At 51.7% G+C, this 17,190-nt stretch carries 13 protein-coding genes; 11 read left to right on the forward strand and 2 right to left on the reverse strand.

The window, feature by feature from the left end; translation table 11 throughout:
* Window positions 1–197: 197 nt before the first annotated feature.
* From ACYVJQ_RS18705 to ACYVJQ_RS18745, 9 genes are all read left to right on the forward strand, one after another.
* Entirely contained in the window at window positions 198–1,523 is a 1,326-nt protein-coding gene (locus ACYVJQ_RS18705; protein ID WP_460894644.1) for a M16 family metallopeptidase, read from the forward strand.
* Window positions 1,524–1,557: 34 nt separating this feature from the next.
* Window positions 1,558–3,639 (forward strand): insulinase family protein, encoded by a 2,082-nt coding sequence (locus ACYVJQ_RS18710; RefSeq protein ID WP_460894645.1) that lies wholly within the window; start codon window positions 1,558–1,560, stop codon window positions 3,637–3,639.
* 765 nt (window positions 3,640–4,404) lie between these two features.
* On the forward strand, window positions 4,405–5,655 hold the full coding sequence (locus tag ACYVJQ_RS18715; protein WP_460894646.1) for an efflux RND transporter periplasmic adaptor subunit: 1,251 nt from the start codon (window positions 4,405–4,407) through the stop codon (window positions 5,653–5,655).
* A gap of 3 nt (window positions 5,656–5,658) precedes the next feature.
* Window positions 5,659–7,131: a TolC family protein gene (locus ACYVJQ_RS18720; RefSeq protein ID WP_460894647.1), complete on the forward strand. Its 1,473-nt coding sequence runs from the start codon at window positions 5,659–5,661 to the stop codon at window positions 7,129–7,131.
* A 244-nt stretch (window positions 7,132–7,375) separates the two neighbouring features.
* The gene (locus ACYVJQ_RS18725) at window positions 7,376–8,068 is read left to right on the forward strand and encodes an ABC transporter ATP-binding protein (RefSeq protein WP_460894648.1); all 693 of its coding nucleotides are present in this window, start codon (window positions 7,376–7,378) and stop codon (window positions 8,066–8,068) included.
* 10 nt (window positions 8,069–8,078) lie between these two features.
* Window positions 8,079–9,320 (forward strand): ABC transporter permease, encoded by a 1,242-nt coding sequence (locus ACYVJQ_RS18730; RefSeq protein ID WP_460894649.1) that lies wholly within the window; start codon window positions 8,079–8,081, stop codon window positions 9,318–9,320.
* Window positions 9,317–10,495: an ABC transporter permease gene (locus ACYVJQ_RS18735; protein WP_460894650.1), complete on the forward strand. Its 1,179-nt coding sequence runs from the start codon at window positions 9,317–9,319 to the stop codon at window positions 10,493–10,495. Before ACYVJQ_RS18730 ends, ACYVJQ_RS18735 begins: the two co-directional genes overlap by 4 nt.
* A 128-nt stretch (window positions 10,496–10,623) precedes the next feature.
* Window positions 10,624–12,006: a sigma-54-dependent transcriptional regulator gene (locus ACYVJQ_RS18740; RefSeq protein ID WP_460894651.1), complete on the forward strand. Its 1,383-nt coding sequence runs from the start codon at window positions 10,624–10,626 to the stop codon at window positions 12,004–12,006.
* Window positions 11,990–13,297 carry a sensor histidine kinase gene (locus ACYVJQ_RS18745; protein WP_460894652.1) on the forward strand — a complete coding sequence of 436 codons (1,308 nt, stop codon included), beginning with the start codon at window positions 11,990–11,992 and terminating at the stop codon, window positions 13,295–13,297. Before ACYVJQ_RS18740 ends, ACYVJQ_RS18745 begins: the two co-directional genes overlap by 17 nt.
* A gap of 131 nt (window positions 13,298–13,428) precedes the next feature.
* Here the strand turns inward: ACYVJQ_RS18745 and ACYVJQ_RS18750 are convergent, their stop codons facing one another.
* On the reverse strand, window positions 13,429–14,337 hold the full coding sequence (locus tag ACYVJQ_RS18750) for a DUF72 domain-containing protein (protein WP_460894653.1): 909 nt from the start codon (window positions 14,335–14,337) through the stop codon (window positions 13,429–13,431).
* Window positions 14,338–14,758: 421 nt separating this feature from the next.
* Between ACYVJQ_RS18750 and ACYVJQ_RS18755 the strand changes: the two genes are divergently transcribed.
* Window positions 14,759–15,583 carry a septal ring lytic transglycosylase RlpA family protein gene (locus ACYVJQ_RS18755; RefSeq protein ID WP_460894654.1) on the forward strand — a complete coding sequence of 275 codons (825 nt, stop codon included), beginning with the start codon at window positions 14,759–14,761 and terminating at the stop codon, window positions 15,581–15,583.
* A gap of 240 nt (window positions 15,584–15,823) precedes the next feature.
* Window positions 15,824–16,726, forward strand: coding sequence for a toxin-antitoxin system YwqK family antitoxin (locus tag ACYVJQ_RS18760; protein WP_460894655.1), 903 nt, complete (start codon window positions 15,824–15,826; stop codon window positions 16,724–16,726).
* Between the two features lie 98 nt (window positions 16,727–16,824).
* Here ACYVJQ_RS18760 and ACYVJQ_RS18765 read toward each other — a convergent pair whose 3' ends face one another.
* Window positions 16,825–17,178, reverse strand: coding sequence for a YraN family protein (locus ACYVJQ_RS18765; protein WP_460894656.1), 354 nt, complete (start codon window positions 17,176–17,178; stop codon window positions 16,825–16,827).
* Between the last annotated feature and the right edge of the window lie 12 nt (window positions 17,179–17,190).

The following is a 17,190-nucleotide window of genomic DNA, read 5'->3' on the forward strand; positions in this document are numbered from 1 at the left end:
GTTTTAGTTTGGGTTAGAGATCAATTTTTAACAAAGGTTTAATCCAAAAATAAAAAAATATGAAGCTAATAGAGAGGCAATCAGGGCAATACAGGGGTTTTAGGAAAATTTGGCTTAATTTTAAGGACGTTTTTTGCCGAACTGCCTTAAAACGTCCGAACCGACCAAACAACCCTTATTATTTTAACGCTTTCTGAATGAAACTTAGATTTTTGAGTACCCTGTTGCTGGGTGCCAGCTTAGCGGCCTCTGCGCAGAGCAACAAGATTGCCTTCACGGAATATGACCTGCCCAACGGTCTTCACGTGATCCTGCACCAGGACAAAACCACGCCCACGGTAGCGGTAACCATGATGTACCACGTGGGTTCCAAGAACGAGAATGCAGACCGCACGGGTTTCGCCCACTTCTTTGAGCACTTGATGTTTGAAGGCTCTGAGAACATAGAGCGCGGCAAGTACATTAACATGATCCAGAGTGCGGGCGGGGCCGTGAACGCCAATACCTCCTTTGACCGCACCTACTACTATCAGATTCTGCCCTCTAACCAACTGGCCCTGGGTCTCTGGATGGAAGCCGACCGTTTGAAATCAGCGAAGATTGACCAGCAGGGCGTAGAGACGCAGCGCCAGGTGGTGAAAGAAGAGAAAAAGCAGCGCATTGACAATCAGCCGTACGGCACGCTCTTGGAAAACACCTTCGCGACGGCGTATGACGTGTACCCGTACCGCTGGGTGCCTATTGGGTCTGCGCAGTACATTGACAAAGCCTCTCTAGCCGAGTTCAACCATTTCTACAAGACCTTCTACGTGCCCAACAACGCTACCCTCACCATTGCCGGCGATCTGGACGTGAACCAGACCAAGCAGTGGGTAGAGAAGTATTTTGGGGGTATTCCTAAGGGAACCTTGCCTATCCCGCGCCCCAGCGTGGTAGAGCCGAAACAGATAGAAGAAGGCCGTAAAGTGGTCTTTGACAATATTCAGTTACCAGCTGTGGTACAGGCGTACCATATTCCGGCGCAGGGCACCGAAGATTCCTATGCCATCAGCATGCTCACTACCTTATTGTCGGGTGGGCAGAGTTCACGCCTGAACAAAGCGCTGGTAGACAAGCAGCAGAAAGCCGTGACCGTAGCTTCAATTCCGTTGTCTTTAGAAGCCCCGGGGCTGTTCATCAACCTGGCAGTGGCCAACATGGGCGTAGACGTGCATGACCTGGAACGCGCCATGGATGCCGAAATTGAGCGGGTAAAGAATGAGACTATCTCAGACGCTGAGTTCCAGAAACTGCGCAACAAGGTAGAGACTGACTATATCAACGGACTTTCCACCTTGGAGGGCCGCACCGAGAAACTGGCGTCTTACCATGCCTTGTACGGCAACACCAACCTTATCAACACCGAACTGGACAAGTTCCTGGCCGTGACCAAAGATGACCTGACGCGGGTGGCCAAGCAGTATTTTACCAAAGAAAACCGGGCCGTGTTGCATTACCTGCCCAAGGCTGCCCAAGCCAGATAAGTACCGGTTCTTCGCTCTCTTACTTTAGATTTCCATGAAAAAATATATTTCCGTTTTCTTTCTGGCCCTCACTACCTCTTTGGGTGGCGTAAGTATGGCCCAAACCTCTAAGCAAACGCCACCGGCCGCTGGTCCGGCCCCGGTAATAGAGGTTGGTAAAGTTGAGTCTTTCACGCTTTCTAACGGGCTAAAGGTGTATGTGGTGGAGAACCACAGTCTGCCTACCGTAGCCATGAATCTGGTCCTGGACCGCGCCCCGCTGCTGGAAGGCGACAAAGCCGGCCTTACCTCGGCGGCTGGTTACCTTATGCGCAGTGGCACCACCTCGCGCACCAATGACCAGCTGGACGAAGAGATTGACTTTATTGGCGCTTCTTTGAATACCTCTTCCACTGGTTTCTCGGCTTCGGGCCTTAAAAAGCACTTTCCTAAGCTGTTGGAGCTAAGCGCTGATGTGGTTTTGAACCCGAAGTTCAACCAGGAAGAGCTGGACAAGTTCAAGAAACAAATGCTCTCTAACCTGGCCTCTTCCAAAGATGACCCGGCTACCATTGAGAACAACGTGCAGCAAACCCTGCTGTTCGGGAAAAACCATCCTTACGGAGAAACCATCACTGAGAAAACCGTAGAAGCCATTTCTTTAGCCGATGTGCAGCAATATCACAGCAAGTACTTCCGGCCCAACATTAGTTATCTGGCCATTGTGGGCGACGTGGACGTGAAAGATGCCAAGAAGCTGGTGAAGCAGTATTTTGGGAAATGGAAGAAAGCCGAGGTAAGCCAGACGGCCTTTGCCGCTCCGGCGCCTTTAACGGGCAATAAAGTTTCTATTGTAGACCGGCCCAACTCGGTGCAGTCGGCTATCTCAGTGGCCTACGCGGTAGACCTGAAACCCGGTAGCCCAGACGCCATTGCCGCCAGCTTGATGAACAATATTCTGGGTGGCTCCTTCGCACGCCTGGATGCCAATCTGCGCGAGAAGCACGCCTATACGTATGGTTCCAACTCCACTTTAATCAATGACCGTGTGGCAGGCCGTTTCAGGGCGTTTGCCAGCGTGCGTAACCCGGTTACAGACAGTGCCTTCGCGCAGATCATGTATGAAATGAAGCGCCTGCGCCAGGAGCCGGTGTCCAATGACGAACTGCAGAAAGTAAAAAACATGATGACCGGCTCTTTTGCCCGGTCTCTGGAGAACCCACTGACAGTGGCCATGTTCGCCATTAACACCGCCCGCTACAACCTGCCCCAGGACTATTATGCCAACTACCTCAAGAATGTGGCCGCGGTAACTCCCGCACATATTCAACGCGTGGCGCAGCAATACCTGCAGCCCGACAAAGCGCACCTGGTGGTGGTAGGCAACGCCCGCGAAGTAGCAGACAAGCTGAAGCCATTTAACCCAAGCCAGCCTATTGCCTATTTCAACGCCTTCGGGGAGCAGACGGAAGCCCCTATGGCCTCTCTGCCCGCGGGAGCTACCGTGCAAAGCGTGTTGGCGGCCTATATCAATGCCCTGGGCGGAAAGGCCAACGTGGAAAACGTGCGGGACCTTACCATCAAGCGTACCATGAACATGCCGGGCGCGCAGCTAGCCATTGTGCAGCAGCAGAAAGGCGTAGACAAATCGCACATGACGGTAAGCTTCGGGGAAAACGAGGTGAACCGCGTGGTGATCAACGGCAACAAAGGCACCATGACTTCGCAAGGCCAGGTGAAAGAACTGCAAGGTGGTGAGTTACTAGACCAAAAGCTGGAAAGCTGGATGTTCAGTTTCCTGAAGTACGACCAACTGGGCGTGAAAATGGCCCTAAACCAAGTAGAAAAAGTAGACGGCCGCGAAGCCTACAAGCTGGAACTGACCATGCCTAGCGGCAAGAAATCCTTCCACTACTTTGACAAGGAGACTGGCCTGAAGGTGCGCGAGGTAGCCACTGAGCAAACCAGCATAGGTACCGCCACCCAAACCATTGACCTGAAAAACTACCGCGAGGTAAACGGCATTAAATTCCCGCACCAGATTGACCTACACGTAGGCAGCCAGGTAATCTCCTCTACCGTGACCAGCGTTGAAATCAATAAGAACCTGAAAGACGATATCTTCAAGTTGAAGTAAGAAATCTGAAACTGACGTAAGCCTTTCTTACTAATCATGCCGGTCCTGTTTTAGGCCTCTTTTTAGAAAAAGAGGCCTAAAACAGGACCGGTTTTTTTGCGCCTGCTCAATACTTTCCTTCGTCTCATCTATTCGTCACCTTCTTCCTCATATGCCCTTCTGGAATTGGCATCCCTAAAGGTGTTTCGAGAAATCTTGTGGAGCCCAATAGACAGGTAATGCCTAAATTGTTCTCTGCTTCAAGTTCTCAACTTGGAGCTTAGCATGGCAGCAAGTTTTCAACTTGCTTTACCTGGCAGAAGAGCCACGCAAGTTTATAAACTTGCCCCAATGCTACCCACAAGTTACCGCTTCGCTCAAACTTGCGGGAGAGGGATGTTTCCTCCTCTATCTCTCTATTCCTTTCCTCTCTTCCTCTTTCCTTTCTTTTGTCATCACGCCTTTTGTCATCACCTCTTCTGTCATCCTGAAAGGATCTTGTTGGCGAACTAGACAGGCAAAGGCTATGCAACAATTTGAAAAGTACCCCTCTCATATGCCTTACCGTTTTGAGCCTGTTTTCTCAAAAGTAGGCCTAAAACGAACCCCACTAACTCTTCCCAAAACCAACCCTAATTAACCCTAGGGAAACTGTGCCCACATCTGGACTGAGTGTCCACTTCTGGACAGTATTATTAATTGTAAACGCATATAAACCACTGAAATACAATAAGTTACGAGTTGGCACAGTGCTTGGGTAACAGACACTACTAAACCTGTAAGAAAATGGATAGAGAATTACCCCAAACCGTAGTTCAGCAAGCCAAGCGCCGGCGCCTTTGGCTCCTTAGCGGTGTAGTGGCGGTCATGGTGCTGGGGGTGCTGGTGTTCCGGTTTATGTTGGAGACAAGAATCTCTAAATCTGAGATAAGACTAGCCACCGTGGAAGTGGGTGCTGTGGAAGCTTCCTTGACCGCTACCGGTACGGTGGTTCCCGAAAATGAAGAAGTCATTACCAGTCCCATCCAGGCCAGGATTGAACGTGTGCTCCATACCCCCGGCGACCAGGTAACCGCTGGCGAGTCGCTGCTTCAGCTAGACAAACAACTGGCGCAAACCTCTTTTGAGAAACTCAGAGACGAGCAGCAACTTAAGCAAAACAAAACCGCCCAGGTAGAGAATGACCTCCGCAAGAACGTGAACCAACTCCGCTCTCGCTATGCAGTGCAGGAAGTGCGCGTGAAAAGCTTGCAAGCTGCCCTGGCAGATGAGCAATACCTACTTTCTATTGGCGGTGGCACCAAGGAAAACGTCAAAAAAGCCGAACTGGATCTGACAGTAGCCGTCCTGGAACTAAACCAGTTGGAGCGCCAGATCAAAGATGAGCAGGAAGCGGCCCGCATAGGCATGAAAGACGTGGGCTTTGAACTGGAAATGAAACGCCGTGACATTGGCCAACTGCAGCGCCAACTAGACCAGGCCGACGTGAAAGCCACCCGCAAAGGCGTAGTGACCTGGGTTAACGAAGAAATTGGTGCCACCGTCAACGCCGGTGACCCGCTGGCCCGGGTGGCCGACCTGAGCAGCTTCAAGATCAAAGCCACCATTTCAGATACCTACGCCGAACAACTGAAAGTAGGCGGGCCCGTGACGGTGCGCATCAACAATACTGATTTGCGCGGCGAAATTGCCAACATTCAACCCAAGGTAGAAAACGGTATCATCACCTTTTATGTACGCCTGCAAGAGAAAAACCACCAGGCTTTGCGCTCTAACTTGCGGGTAGAGGTGTTTGTGCTCACAGACTTCAGGCCGAATGTACTGCGCGTGAAAAACGGGCCTTTCTATACCGGAGCCCGGGAACAAGCCGTGTTTGTGGTACAGGGAGACAAAGCCATTCGGCGTACGCTCAAAACCGGGGCCAGCAACTTTGACTTTGTGGAACTGCAGGGAGACATCACCGCCGGGGAGCAGATCATTCTCTCCAACACCAAGGAGTATGCGCACCTATCTGAGATTCAACTCACAGACAACTAGGCTATGAAAAAGACTTTCCTTTCTTCTCTCCTGGCCACGCTGGTGCTGCTTACCCAAATGGCTCACGCACAACAGGCAAGCCCCGGCCGTCTGTTAACGTTGCAGGAAACCATTGACCTGGCGCTTACCTCTTCCATTGCCGCCAAACAGAATGCTACCAACAAGACAAGCAGTTACTGGCAGTACCGCACGTTCAAAGCCAATTACCTGCCCCAACTTTCACTGGCAGGCACGGTGCCCAACATGTCCAGAAGCATCATTCCGGTGGTGCAGCCAGACGGAACCACAGATTTCAGGGCGGTGTCCATCAGTAACTCAGAGTTGGCGTTGTCAGTGTCGCAGGCGGTGGGCGCCACGGGTGGGCAGTTCTTCATTACCTCGCAGAGCCAACGCTTTGATGACTTCAACCAGAACCAGCGCCGCTACAACACCTTCCCGGCCATTATTGGGTTTAGTCAGCCTATTTTTGGCTATAACCAGCTGGCCTGGGCCAAAAAGATTGAGCCTCTTCGCTTTGAAGAAGCTGAACGCCAGTACCTGGAAGACCGTGAAAATCTGGCCACCACTGCCACCCAGCGTTTCTTTGAGGTGCTCCTGCAACAGGTAAACCATGAGATAGCCTCCAAGAACGTGGCCAACAACCAGGCCCTGTTCAAGGTGGCCGAAGAGAAATATCGGCTGGGTCGATTATCCAGAAACGAGTTGCTGCAACTCAAACTGAGCCTCATGAACGCGCAATTGGCCCAGGCCCAGGCTGCCACCGAACTCAAGACCGCCGCCATGCAGTTTGCCGCCTATGTAGGCTTGCCGCAGGGCGAAAAGATCACCGTATTAGCCCCCGATGAAGTGCCCACCTTGCTGGTAGAAGAACAGGCTGCCTTAGACCAAGCTAGGCAAAACCGTAAAGAGCGCTTCCAGAACCAGCGCAAGGTGCTGCAGGCCCAGGAAGACGTAGCCGAGGCTAGGGGCAAGGGCGGTTTCAACGCCAACCTGTACGCCACCTTCGGGCTCACCAAAAGTGCCAATAACTTCTCAGAGAGCTTCACCCAACCCGAAAACCAGCAGCAGGTGACCTTGGGCTTCAGTGTGCCGCTGGTGGATTGGGGGCAGCAGAAAGGCCGTGTGAAAACCGCCCAGGCCCAGTTGCAGCTCACCCAATACACCGTGGAGCAGGAGCAGACCGCCTTTGAGCAAAGCGTCCTGACCCAGGTAAACCAGATAGAGTTACTGAAAGAACGCCTGCGCATCACGGCTACCGCCGATTCCATCGGGCAGGAACGCTATGATATTACCAAGGCCACGTTTCTGGTAGGCCGCATCAGTATCACCGACCTCAACATTGCCCTGCAGGAGAAAGACCAGGCCCGCCGTGCTTTCATCTCCGCACTGCAGGATTTCTGGGTAGCATATTACCGCCTGCGGGCCCTTACTTTATATGACTTTGAACGCGGCCAACCACTGCTGGCCAAAGAGTAACTGTTTTGAGCCTATTTTCCGGAAAACAGGCTCAAAACGGAATTTGAACGACGCATTGTAAATGTAGGGGCAATCCCTTGTGGTTGCCCTAACAAGGGAGCCAACGCAAAGGGCAACCACAAGGGATTGCCCCTACATTGGAAGCGCCTTTATCACCTAGAGTAAATCATCCTCCTAACCCCTTCTAAGGGGGACGAAGAAGAAAATAGCACATTAAGAAATTAGCACTTTAGCACATTAGACTATGATCCAGTTATCTAACATTGAAAAAGTCTACCGCACCAAGACCATAGAGACGGTAGCCCTCAACTGCGTGAATCTTCACGTGGAACGTGGGGAGTTTGTGTCCATCATGGGGCCTTCGGGCTGCGGGAAATCCACGCTGCTCAACATCATGGGCCTGTTGGATGATCCTTCTGCTGGGCAGGTAAGCATTGACGGCAAACCCGTGAAAACCCACAGTGACAAACAGCTGGCCAAGCTGCGCAATGAGAAAATTGGGTTTGTGTTCCAGAGCTATCACCTTATCAATGACCTATCTGTGGTAGACAACGTGGAACTGCCCTTGCTGTACCGAAACCTGAGTGGTAGTGAGCGCCGCAAGCGGGCTTTAGAGGCTTTGGAGAAAGTAGGTTTGAGCACCCGCACCCGCCACTTCCCTAGCCAATTGTCGGGTGGTCAGCGCCAGCGGGTGGCCATTGCAAGGGCCTTGGCCGGCAGCCCAGAGATTATTCTGGCAGATGAGCCTACCGGTAACCTGGACAGCGTGATGGGTGAGGAAATCATGGACATTCTGCTAAGACTTAATAAAGAGGAAGGTACCACTATTGTGATGGTGACCCATGATGAGCACATGGCCCACAAGACCAATCGCCTCATCAGGTTCTTTGACGGGCAGCAAGTGGCAGATTCTTTGGTGTTAGAAGCCCAGATTTAAGACTACGGCCATGTTAAAGAATTACATAAAAATTGCCTGGAAGGTCTTGCAACGGCGCAAGTTCTTCACCTTCATCAGCCTTTTTGGAATCAGTTTTACCTTGATGGTGCTGGTGGTGGTGACCTCCTTGTTTGATCATGCCTTTGGGCCCCAGATGCCCGAGCGGGAGCTGGATAAGCTGCTGTTTGTGAATATGATGCGTGAGCAGAGTAATGAGGGTTTTAACAGTAGCGGTCCGCCCAGCTATTATTTCCTAGACCATTATGTACGCACCCTGCAGACCCCAGAGAAAATGTCTATCAATTCAGTATTTGTGCAGGTGAACAGTTACGTGAACAATAAAAAGCTGGCCCTGGACCTTAAGCACACAGATAAAGAGTTCTGGGAGATTCTGGATTTCAACTTCATAGAAGGCCGGGCCTTTGGCAAGCAGGAGGTAGACAATGCCAGCCGCGTGGCCGTGATCAACCAGAACACCCGCAAACAGTACTTCGGGGATGCCCCGGCCGTGGGGCAGTACATTGAGGTGAACCAGGTCAAGTACAAGGTAGTAGGCGTGGTAGAAGACATTCCTATTCTAAGGGTGCATTCCTACGCCGATGTCTGGGTGCCAATTACCCTTCGGCAAAACGAGTTCAAAAACAAAGACCTGCGTGGCACTTTCTTCGCCACTATCAAAGCCCGAAAGGCAGGGGATATTCCCAAAATCAAAGAGGAATACGCCCACATGATGACCCAGGTGGAAATCAAGAATCCCAAAGAAGCAACGCAGTTGTATTCCTTCCCAGATTCCTTTCTGGAGAGTTTCGCGCGCTCCGTTCTGGGCAGAGGCAGGGAAAGCCAACTAGGGTTTCTGTATGTCATTCTTGCCGGGCTGGTATTCCTGTTCATGCTGCTTCCTACCATTAACCTGGTCAACATCAACATCAGTCGCATTATGGAACGGTCCTCAGAGATTGGGGTAAGAAAGGCGTTTGGGGCATCCTCGTCCGTGATTATAGGGCAGTTTGTGGTGGAGAATGTGTTCCTGACCCTGCTGGGCGGTCTGCTGGGGCTGGTGCTGTCTTTGGGTGTCATGCACCTCATTAATAGCAGCGGCCTCATTGCCTACGCAGACCTGGGCCTGAACTTCCGGATCTTCGCCTGGGGTTTTTTGCTCTGCCTGGTCTTCGGGCTTATTTCTGGGGTATACCCCGCCTACAAAATGTCACGTTTACACGCCGTTGAGGCACTGAGAGGAGGTTCAAAATGATACGCCATCTGTTTAAACTGATCTGGAACCGGAAGAAAAGTAACTTCCTGCTGATCTCTGAGATTTTCTTTTCCTTTCTGGTGCTGTTTGGGGTGCTCAGCTTTGCCCTCTATAATTACCATAACTACCGCAAACCGCTAGGCTTTACCCATGAAAATGTCTGGAGCCTCTCGCTCAACACCCAGTCAGACTCCACAGCCCAAAAACTGGTGATCCAGGACCAGGTATTGCAGCGGGTACGCAGTTTCCCTGAGGTAGCCCATGCCTCTTTTACCAGCAACAATACCCCGTTTTCATTCTCGTCCATGAGCAACGGGATCTCCTATAAAGACATCAGAACGGAGGCCAACATATATGAGGTGCAAGACGCCTATAAAGACGTATTAGGCCTGAAAGTAAGCCAGGGCAGATGGTTCGGCCCAGAGGACAATGCATCGCTGCAGAAGCCTGTGGTCATCAATGGCAAACTGAAACAAGAGCTATTTGCAGAGCAGAACCCCATTGGCAAAATCATTCCGGTGAATGACTCTACGCAGTATAAAGTGATTGGCGTGGTAGACTATTTCAGGGCTTCCAGTGAATTTGGCGCCGAAGAACCAGGCTTGTTCACCCGTATTAACCTGCAGGGGGCAGACGCCCACCAATGGGGCTCCATGCTCGTGCGCGTAAAGCCGGGTACGGGTATTGCCTTTGAGGAGAAAATGATGCGGGAACTGGGCCAGATTGCCAAAGGCTGGACCCTTGAAGTGACTACCATGGAGAAGATGCGTCAAAACAAATCTAAAATGACCTTGGTGCCTTTGATCGCGCTGGGCGTAGTTTGTGGGTTTCTGGTGTTCAACGTGGCCTTGGGTCTGTTTGGCGTACTGTGGTACAACATTAACAAGCGTACCGGTGAGATTGGCCTGCGCCGGGCCATGGGAGCCACTACGCGCCAGATTAGAATCCAGTTTGTAGGGGAAGTAGTAGTGCTGGCTTTCTTTGGGGTAGTGCTGGGCCTACTGCTGGCGGTGCAGTTTCCGTTGCTGCAGGTATTCCAGCTTTCGCCAGCCATTTACTGGCAGGGAATGGCCCTGGCCGCGGTCTTCATTTTCCTGCTTACTACCCTTTGCGCTCTTTATCCCAGCCGGCAGGCCTCTGGTATACAACCGGCCGTGGCCCTGCATGAAGAGTAGGCTCCCGGCCCCTCTTTCCTAGAGCGGAGCATCTTGTTTAAGTCGTTTTTGGCCCGTTTTTCTGAAAACGGGCCAAAAACGCTACCTTCATCCTGTCTAGTAGCAATAGTGTTTTTCTTACCGGTACCATGATTCTTATCATTGACGATGACGTAGCCGTACGGGCCTCTTTAAGTCTGCTCTTAAAGCAGGCGGGCTTTGCCACGGTACAGGCCGCCAACCAACCCGAGGCCTTGCAAGCCGCGGCCAAACACCGGCCCCAACTGGTGCTGCTGGACATGAACTTCTCCATGGAAACTACTGGTGAAGACGGCCTGAAGCTTCTGCAGGAGTTAAAGCAGCTCTACCCCATTATGCCCGTGATTCTCATTACCGGCTGGGGTTCCATTAATTTGGCGGTAGAAGGCATTAAAGCCGGCGCCGCCGATTTCATTACCAAACCCTGGAACAACGACTACCTGCTGCAGTCCATCCATACGGCAATAGATCTGGCATTGCCCGCCCAGGAAGCCGCCACTGACAAACTCACCCGCAAGAAGCTGGACGAACTCTATGACTTCTCCATGATTGTGGGCGAAGACCCGGGTTTGCTACAGGTGCTCCGTAACATAGGGCAGATCAGCGCCACAGACGCCTCTATCTTAATTGAGGGCGAAAGCGGTACGGGCAAGGAACTCATTGCTGAGGCCATTCATAAAAACAGCCACCGCAGCCGGGGGGCCTTTGTAAAGGTGAACCTGGGCGGAATCTCGGCTAGTCTCTTTGAGAGCGAGATGTTCGGGCACCGCCGCGGCGCGTTCACAGACGCCAAAACCGACCGCGTAGGCCGCTTCGAGATGGCCAACAAAGGCACCATCTTCTTAGATGAGATTGGCGAACTGGACCTGGCCAGTCAGGTGAAACTACTGCGTGTGCTCCAAGACCGCACTTATGAAGTCTTAGGCGATAGCCGCTCCCGCAGCTTAGATATTAGAGTCATCTGCGCCACTAACCGTGACCTGCGGGAGATGGTCTCTGAAGGCAAATTCCGGGAAGACCTTTATTATAGAATCAACCTGATTACGGTGCGGCTCCCCGCCCTGCGCGAGCGGCCTCAGGATATTCCTTTGCTGGTGCAGCATTTTGTGAACAACCTCAAGAGAACCTACCACAAGCAGGAACTGCAGGTAAGTGCCAAGGCGCTAACCTGGCTGAAGGAGCAGCCGTTACCCGGTAACATACGCGAACTCAAGAACCTGGTGGAGCGCACCGTGCTGGTGTCGGGGAAGAGTCTGTTGGGCGTGGAAGATTTCCAGAACCAGTTGCAGGGCGGCCTACGCAAGCAGGAAGAAAAAGCGCTTCCGTCTGTAGGGGCCATGACCTTAGATGAACTGGAAGCCAGCATGATCAAAAAATCCATGGCCTATTACGGCAACAACGTGAGCAAGGTGGCCAAGGCCCTGGGGGTGAGCCGCGGCTCTCTCTACCGAAGACTGGAGAAGTTCAACATCCCGTATGACGCTGCGGAGTAAGTTTGTCCTCACCGCCGCGGTGCTCTACCTGACAATGGGCGTGCTGGCCTGGCAACTGCTGGCCTATAACCAGGTGCTCTTTATTGCCGCCGAGGTCTTGATTGTCATCAGTCTGGTACTCACCGCCCGGCTCTACACTTCTTTTGTGCGCCCACTCAACCTTATCGCCGCCGGCGTGGAATCCATCCGGGATCGGGATTTCTCCATCAAGTTCATGGAGACGGGCCAGAAAGAGGTAGACCAGTTGATCTCAGTGTATAACCAGATGATAGATGAACTGCGGCAACAGCGGGTCACCCAAACGGAGAAACATTTCCTGCTGGAACGCCTCATTGAAGCCTCACCCTCGGGTATTATCTTATTAGATACCTATGACCGTGTGGCCGGCCTAAACCCCGCGGCGGCGCATCTGTTGCAGACCTCAGGCAAAGACGTGGTGGGTAAGCCGCTGGGCGAACTGCCGGGGCATTGGGGCAACTCATTGGAGAAAATACCCAAAGACGAGCAGCGCGTGATCAGGCCCAACGGCATTCAGACGTACCGCTGCCGCAAGATTAGATTCCTGGATCGGGGTTATCACCGCTACTTTATTCTGGTGGAGGAACTCACCCAGGAATTGCTGGAGAAAGAGCGGAACGCCTATGAAAAGCTCATAAGAATGATGAGCCATGAGATCAACAACTCTATTGGCGCCGTCAACTCCATCCTGCATTCCTTCTCCTATTTTTCGCCGCAACTTAACGCAGACACCCGCCCTGACTTTGACGAGGCCCTGCAGGTCTGCATCACGCGTAACCAGAACCTGGCCGGGTTCATGGCCAACTTCGCCAATGTGGTGCGCATTCCGGTGCCCGTAAAGCAGACCGTGAACCTGCATGAACTGTTGCAGAGCATTCATAGACTTATGGGCCCAAGCTTTGAACAGAAGCAGGTAGCCTGGCAATGGGAGTTAAGCCCGGAAGCCTTACCAGTGGCCGTAGATGTGCAGCAGATGGAGCAGGTACTTATTAATGTGTTGAAAAACGCGCTGGAAGCCACCGACTCCGGCGGCTGGGTAAAGGTGAAGACCAATGCCTCGCCGCCAACGCTGCTTATCCAAGACAATGGGAAACCCATCACCCCAGAGGTGCAGGAAAAGCTGTTCTCGCCGTTCTTCAGCACCAAGGCCAATGGCCAAGGCATTGGCCTGACCATGGTACGGGAAATCCTTTTGCAACACGGGTTCAAATTCTCACTCCAGACAGAAGATAACAATCTTACCACCTTTGCCATAGACCTGGCGGAAGCTTGATTTTTGAAAGAATCGGTCTACAATCTCCCCTTTATGTAAAAGCCGTTTTAGGCCTGTTTTTCTAAAAACAGGCCTAAAACGGCTTTTCAAATTTTTAAGGTAGAAGTATGGTTAGCGTTACTTTTAAAAAACTAAAATAGGCTACCCTGCACAAACTGCACTACTTTCTGGGGCCTTTGCAGAGTAAGTCCGGTGCGTCTTTCCAGTTGGTCCATGAGGTACGCCAGGGCGGGTGGGGCATCTAGGACTTCCTGCTGGTGCATGAAGAAATAAAGCGTGTGCAGACCCTCTTCCAGCCATTGGTGTATTCTTTCGGCCCAGGCGTCCAGACGGGTGAAGTCTGAGGGGACCAGGCCATGCCCGTTAAACCTGATCATGGCCACCGGCGTGGTCAGGCGCATGTGCAACACATCCCGGCGGCCAGCCACGTCTGTCATAATAGTTGTGATGTTGCGTTCTTCCAGGGTCTGGAAAGCCTGTTGAGCAAGGGGCGTGTTCTTAAACCAGTCTTCATGCCTGAACTCTACGGCCAGGGGCACCTCCTTGGGGAACTGCTCCAGAAACTGGTCCAGCGTAGGCCAGTCCTCCGGCCCGAAGAACGGGGGCAGCTGCAGAAACGCCATGCCCAAGCGGTCTTCCAAGCCTAAGATGGCGTCACAGAACAGTTTGGTGGGCTCGCCTACGTGCCGTAGCAGCTGGTCATGGCTAATCACCTGCGGAAGTTTGGGGCAGAACACAAATCCGGTGGGTACCGCCTGCCGCCACCGGTTAATGGAGGTAGCGTCCGGAATGCGGTAGTGGGTGGTATTCATCTCCAGGGTATTGAATTGGCGGCCATACCAATAGAGCAGTTGCGCATCCTGGGCGCCGTCCGGATAATAGGTGCCTAGCCAGGATTTGTTCGTCCAAGTGGGGCAGCCCAGGTAAAGGGAAGGCTTGGTGGGCCGCTGCGCCCGGGCCAGTACCTGGTGGGTGGCAGGGTGGTCTTCCGGGAGGGTGAAGTCTACCTGACTGATATTGGAGAGACGGCCGAAATCCATAGGTCTAAATATTTGTTTTTAGCTATATATCTGCTAAATTCGTAAGCAATTGGGGCGAAATTTAAGGCGAAGGCTAAATTTTTAAGAAAAAAAATATTTTTTATTCTCGCATTCTATTTTTCTAAGGATACGAGGTTCAATTATAAAAGTCATAGAAGTACAATCTGCGAGGGAAAAATTACCTCAGCGTAGTTAAAACGCAGAAAATGAGCCGGATAAAAAAGTGCTAAATTGCCATACTACGTTTTATGAAATAAATCATATCGAAAAGAAAATTAATTGCACTTTGTAATAAAATAATTGGAGGTATTTGATTTAATGTGTACGTTTACCCGTCTTGCTTTCTTGCGCTGGCTTGACATGGAAAAAATAAGTCCTAATTTTGGGGCTTGAAATTGATGTTCCACCAACAAAACCTACAATGGGGATACAGAAAATTTACTATGCGCTTACCGTTCTTTTCATATTTTTCTTCAGCTTTGCGCCCAATACTTTTGGGCAAGAGGTAGGCGATACGCAAAACGGTTTAGCATCATGGTATGGCTCTAAATATCATGGTAAGCGGACCAGCAGTGGCCAGGTTTACAACCGTCACAAACTCACCGCAGCCCACAACGGCCTTCCGTTAGGCACCACCGTGAAAGTAACCAACACCGCTAACGGCGAAAGCGTAGTGGTTTACATCAATGACCGTGGTCCTTTCAGAGGTGCCCGTATCATTGACCTCTCAGAGGCTGCGGCCCGTAAAATTGACTATCACAAAGAAGGCCTGGCCAAAGTAACCGTAGAGGTACTGGAACTGCCAGAAGAATTCCTGGCAAGCCGCGCCAAATCCCAGAAACCAGTTCTTGAGCCAGAAGTGAAAGAGGAAGTGATTGCCTCGGCCGCTACACCTGTGGCCACACCATCTTCTTCCAAAACTGACATTGCCTCTTCTGAGGGACCAGTCATGAAACCAGTGGTGGTGCCTGCGGTGACGCCGCAACCTATGTACGTAGTGCAGGCCGGCGCCTATAGCAGCGTAAGCAACGCAGAGGCCCAGGTGGAAAAACTTCGCCGCATGTACCAGAAAATGCCTATTGCCTTAGTGGAAGAAACCGTAAACGGCAAGAAAGTGCACCGTATTCTGGCAGGTAAGTTTGTCTCTAAGACAATAGCCGAACAGGCGCGCAAAGACTTAGGCAAGAGAGGATTCAATGGCTTAGTGCGACAAGTAGCTGAGCCTACGGCCGTGGCCACCCTGTAAAGATTGCAGTGCTTCTTGCATGTGTACCCCAAGCCTGCTGCTGTAGGCTTGGTTCTCACGTTTTAGGCCTGTTTTCAGAAAAACGGCCTCAAAACGCAAATTCTGAATTTTATTCTCCCTGATTTGTTACTCTCCTTACGGAGCATGACACCAGAACCAAAAATTGCCGTAAGAACTACGCGCATACCAATTTAAGGGCTGAGGACGTTTAAATGAAAATTCAGAGAGTGAAGGTCTACCATGGGGAATAAAAGAACGTGGGCAAAAGTGCTGGTACTGAGCCTTTGTTTGGTTTGGGCATTTACCCAACAGGCGCAGGCGCAGATCATTGGCAAGGAGAAGAAGAGCAAGCTTTTCTTCTGGCAGAAGTCTAAAACACCTTTAGTGCTGGAGCCGGTAGATTCTGCCGTGCTGAATGATTCGCTGGCCAAGCCCTCTTTGGCCACCGCCGCGCCAGACAGCGTGGTGGAGAAAGAGAAAAAAGAGCCAAAAAAGAAGAAGACCTACTTTGGGTACCGCGTCAAGAAAGGCTTCGCCCGCCAGGGCAAAGGCAAGAACCAGATAGTAGAAACGTTTTACTATCTGCGCGAATACAAAGAACCCAACCCCTACGTGCGCGACAAGCATTTCTATGATGTGAAGAAGCGCCGCATCTTCAGGGCGCCCACCCTGGACCCCTCCAAGACCAAAATGCTGATTCTGCACGGGCCGTACACCAAGAAACGGGGCGATGTAGTAATTGAGCAAGGATATTTCTACGTGGGCGCCAAACACCTGCGTTGGGAAACCTTCAGGCCAGACAGCACCCTGGTGCAAAAGCAGCATTATGAGAAAGGTTTTCTGCGGGACGCGGTTATCACCTACTATGATGCCGCCAAGACCAAGATCAAGGAAGTAATCCCGTACCAATACGGGCAGGTGCAAGGCGAGTACTACAAATTCTATGAGAACGGCCAACTGGAGTGGCAGGGCAGCTATGACAAAGGCCGTAAGGTAGGCACCTGGATTAATTTCTTTGATTTCAGGGGCCGGCGCCAGTTTGAGTTCCAGTACGCTGAGTCAGGCTTTGATCCGCCCGCTGAGCCGGTGTTGGTAAAGCAGTATGACCGCCACGGCGCGCTAGTATTTGAGAAAAAGGAATAAGGTCTTAATAGACGGTAGTAAGGCCGTTGCTGTATATCCGTTTCGGGCCTGTTTTTCAGAAAACAGGCCCAAAACGGATTTTTCATTTGAAAGACGTTTTAATGGAAGGCGTCTTCTATATGTAGAATCTCGGGTTTTCCGGCCCGCCATAAAATAGAGACCACATCAAACCTTATTTCATGGGGCCATTGCTTGGTTTCCAGGTAATGGTTGGCCGCCAGGTGCAGGAGTTCCTCCTTGCGGGCCGAGACCGCCTCCTCAGGAAACCCGTACCGGTAAGAGCTTCTGGTTTTTACTTCCACCAGAACCAGCACCTGGTCTTTAGCCACAATCAGGTCAACCTCGGCCCGTTTATGCCTGTAATTGCGTTCCAGCACTACATACCCCAGGCTCAGGAAATGGTCCTCCGCGGCTTTTTCGCCCTGCTGGCCCATTTGAGTATTATGAGTCATTTTTGGTGGGTC

The sequence above is a fragment of the Rufibacter soli genome (assembly GCF_054781795.1).

Bases quoted from the DNA above. Each gene is read 5' to 3' on its own strand.
- ACYVJQ_RS18705 (WP_460894644.1), top strand. From the start codon at position 198: ATGAAACTTAGATTTTTGAGTACCCTGTTGCTGGGTGCCAGCTTAGCG.
- ACYVJQ_RS18710 (WP_460894645.1), top strand. From the start codon at position 1,558: ATGAAAAAATATATTTCCGTTTTCTTTCTGGCCCTCACTACCTCTTTG.
- ACYVJQ_RS18715 (WP_460894646.1), top strand. From the start codon at position 4,405: ATGGATAGAGAATTACCCCAAACCGTAGTTCAGCAAGCCAAGCGCCGG.
- ACYVJQ_RS18720 (WP_460894647.1), top strand. From the start codon at position 5,659: ATGAAAAAGACTTTCCTTTCTTCTCTCCTGGCCACGCTGGTGCTGCTT.
- ACYVJQ_RS18725 (WP_460894648.1), top strand. From the start codon at position 7,376: ATGATCCAGTTATCTAACATTGAAAAAGTCTACCGCACCAAGACCATA.
- ACYVJQ_RS18730 (WP_460894649.1), top strand. From the start codon at position 8,079: ATGTTAAAGAATTACATAAAAATTGCCTGGAAGGTCTTGCAACGGCGC.
- ACYVJQ_RS18735 (WP_460894650.1), top strand. From the start codon at position 9,317: ATGATACGCCATCTGTTTAAACTGATCTGGAACCGGAAGAAAAGTAAC.
- ACYVJQ_RS18740 (WP_460894651.1), top strand. From the start codon at position 10,624: ATGATTCTTATCATTGACGATGACGTAGCCGTACGGGCCTCTTTAAGT.
- ACYVJQ_RS18745 (WP_460894652.1), top strand. From the start codon at position 11,990: ATGACGCTGCGGAGTAAGTTTGTCCTCACCGCCGCGGTGCTCTACCTG.
- ACYVJQ_RS18750 (WP_460894653.1), bottom strand. From the start codon at position 14,337: ATGGATTTCGGCCGTCTCTCCAATATCAGTCAGGTAGACTTCACCCTC.
- ACYVJQ_RS18755 (WP_460894654.1), top strand. From the start codon at position 14,759: ATGGGGATACAGAAAATTTACTATGCGCTTACCGTTCTTTTCATATTT.
- ACYVJQ_RS18760 (WP_460894655.1), top strand. From the start codon at position 15,824: ATGGGGAATAAAAGAACGTGGGCAAAAGTGCTGGTACTGAGCCTTTGT.
- ACYVJQ_RS18765 (WP_460894656.1), bottom strand. From the start codon at position 17,178: ATGACTCATAATACTCAAATGGGCCAGCAGGGCGAAAAAGCCGCGGAG.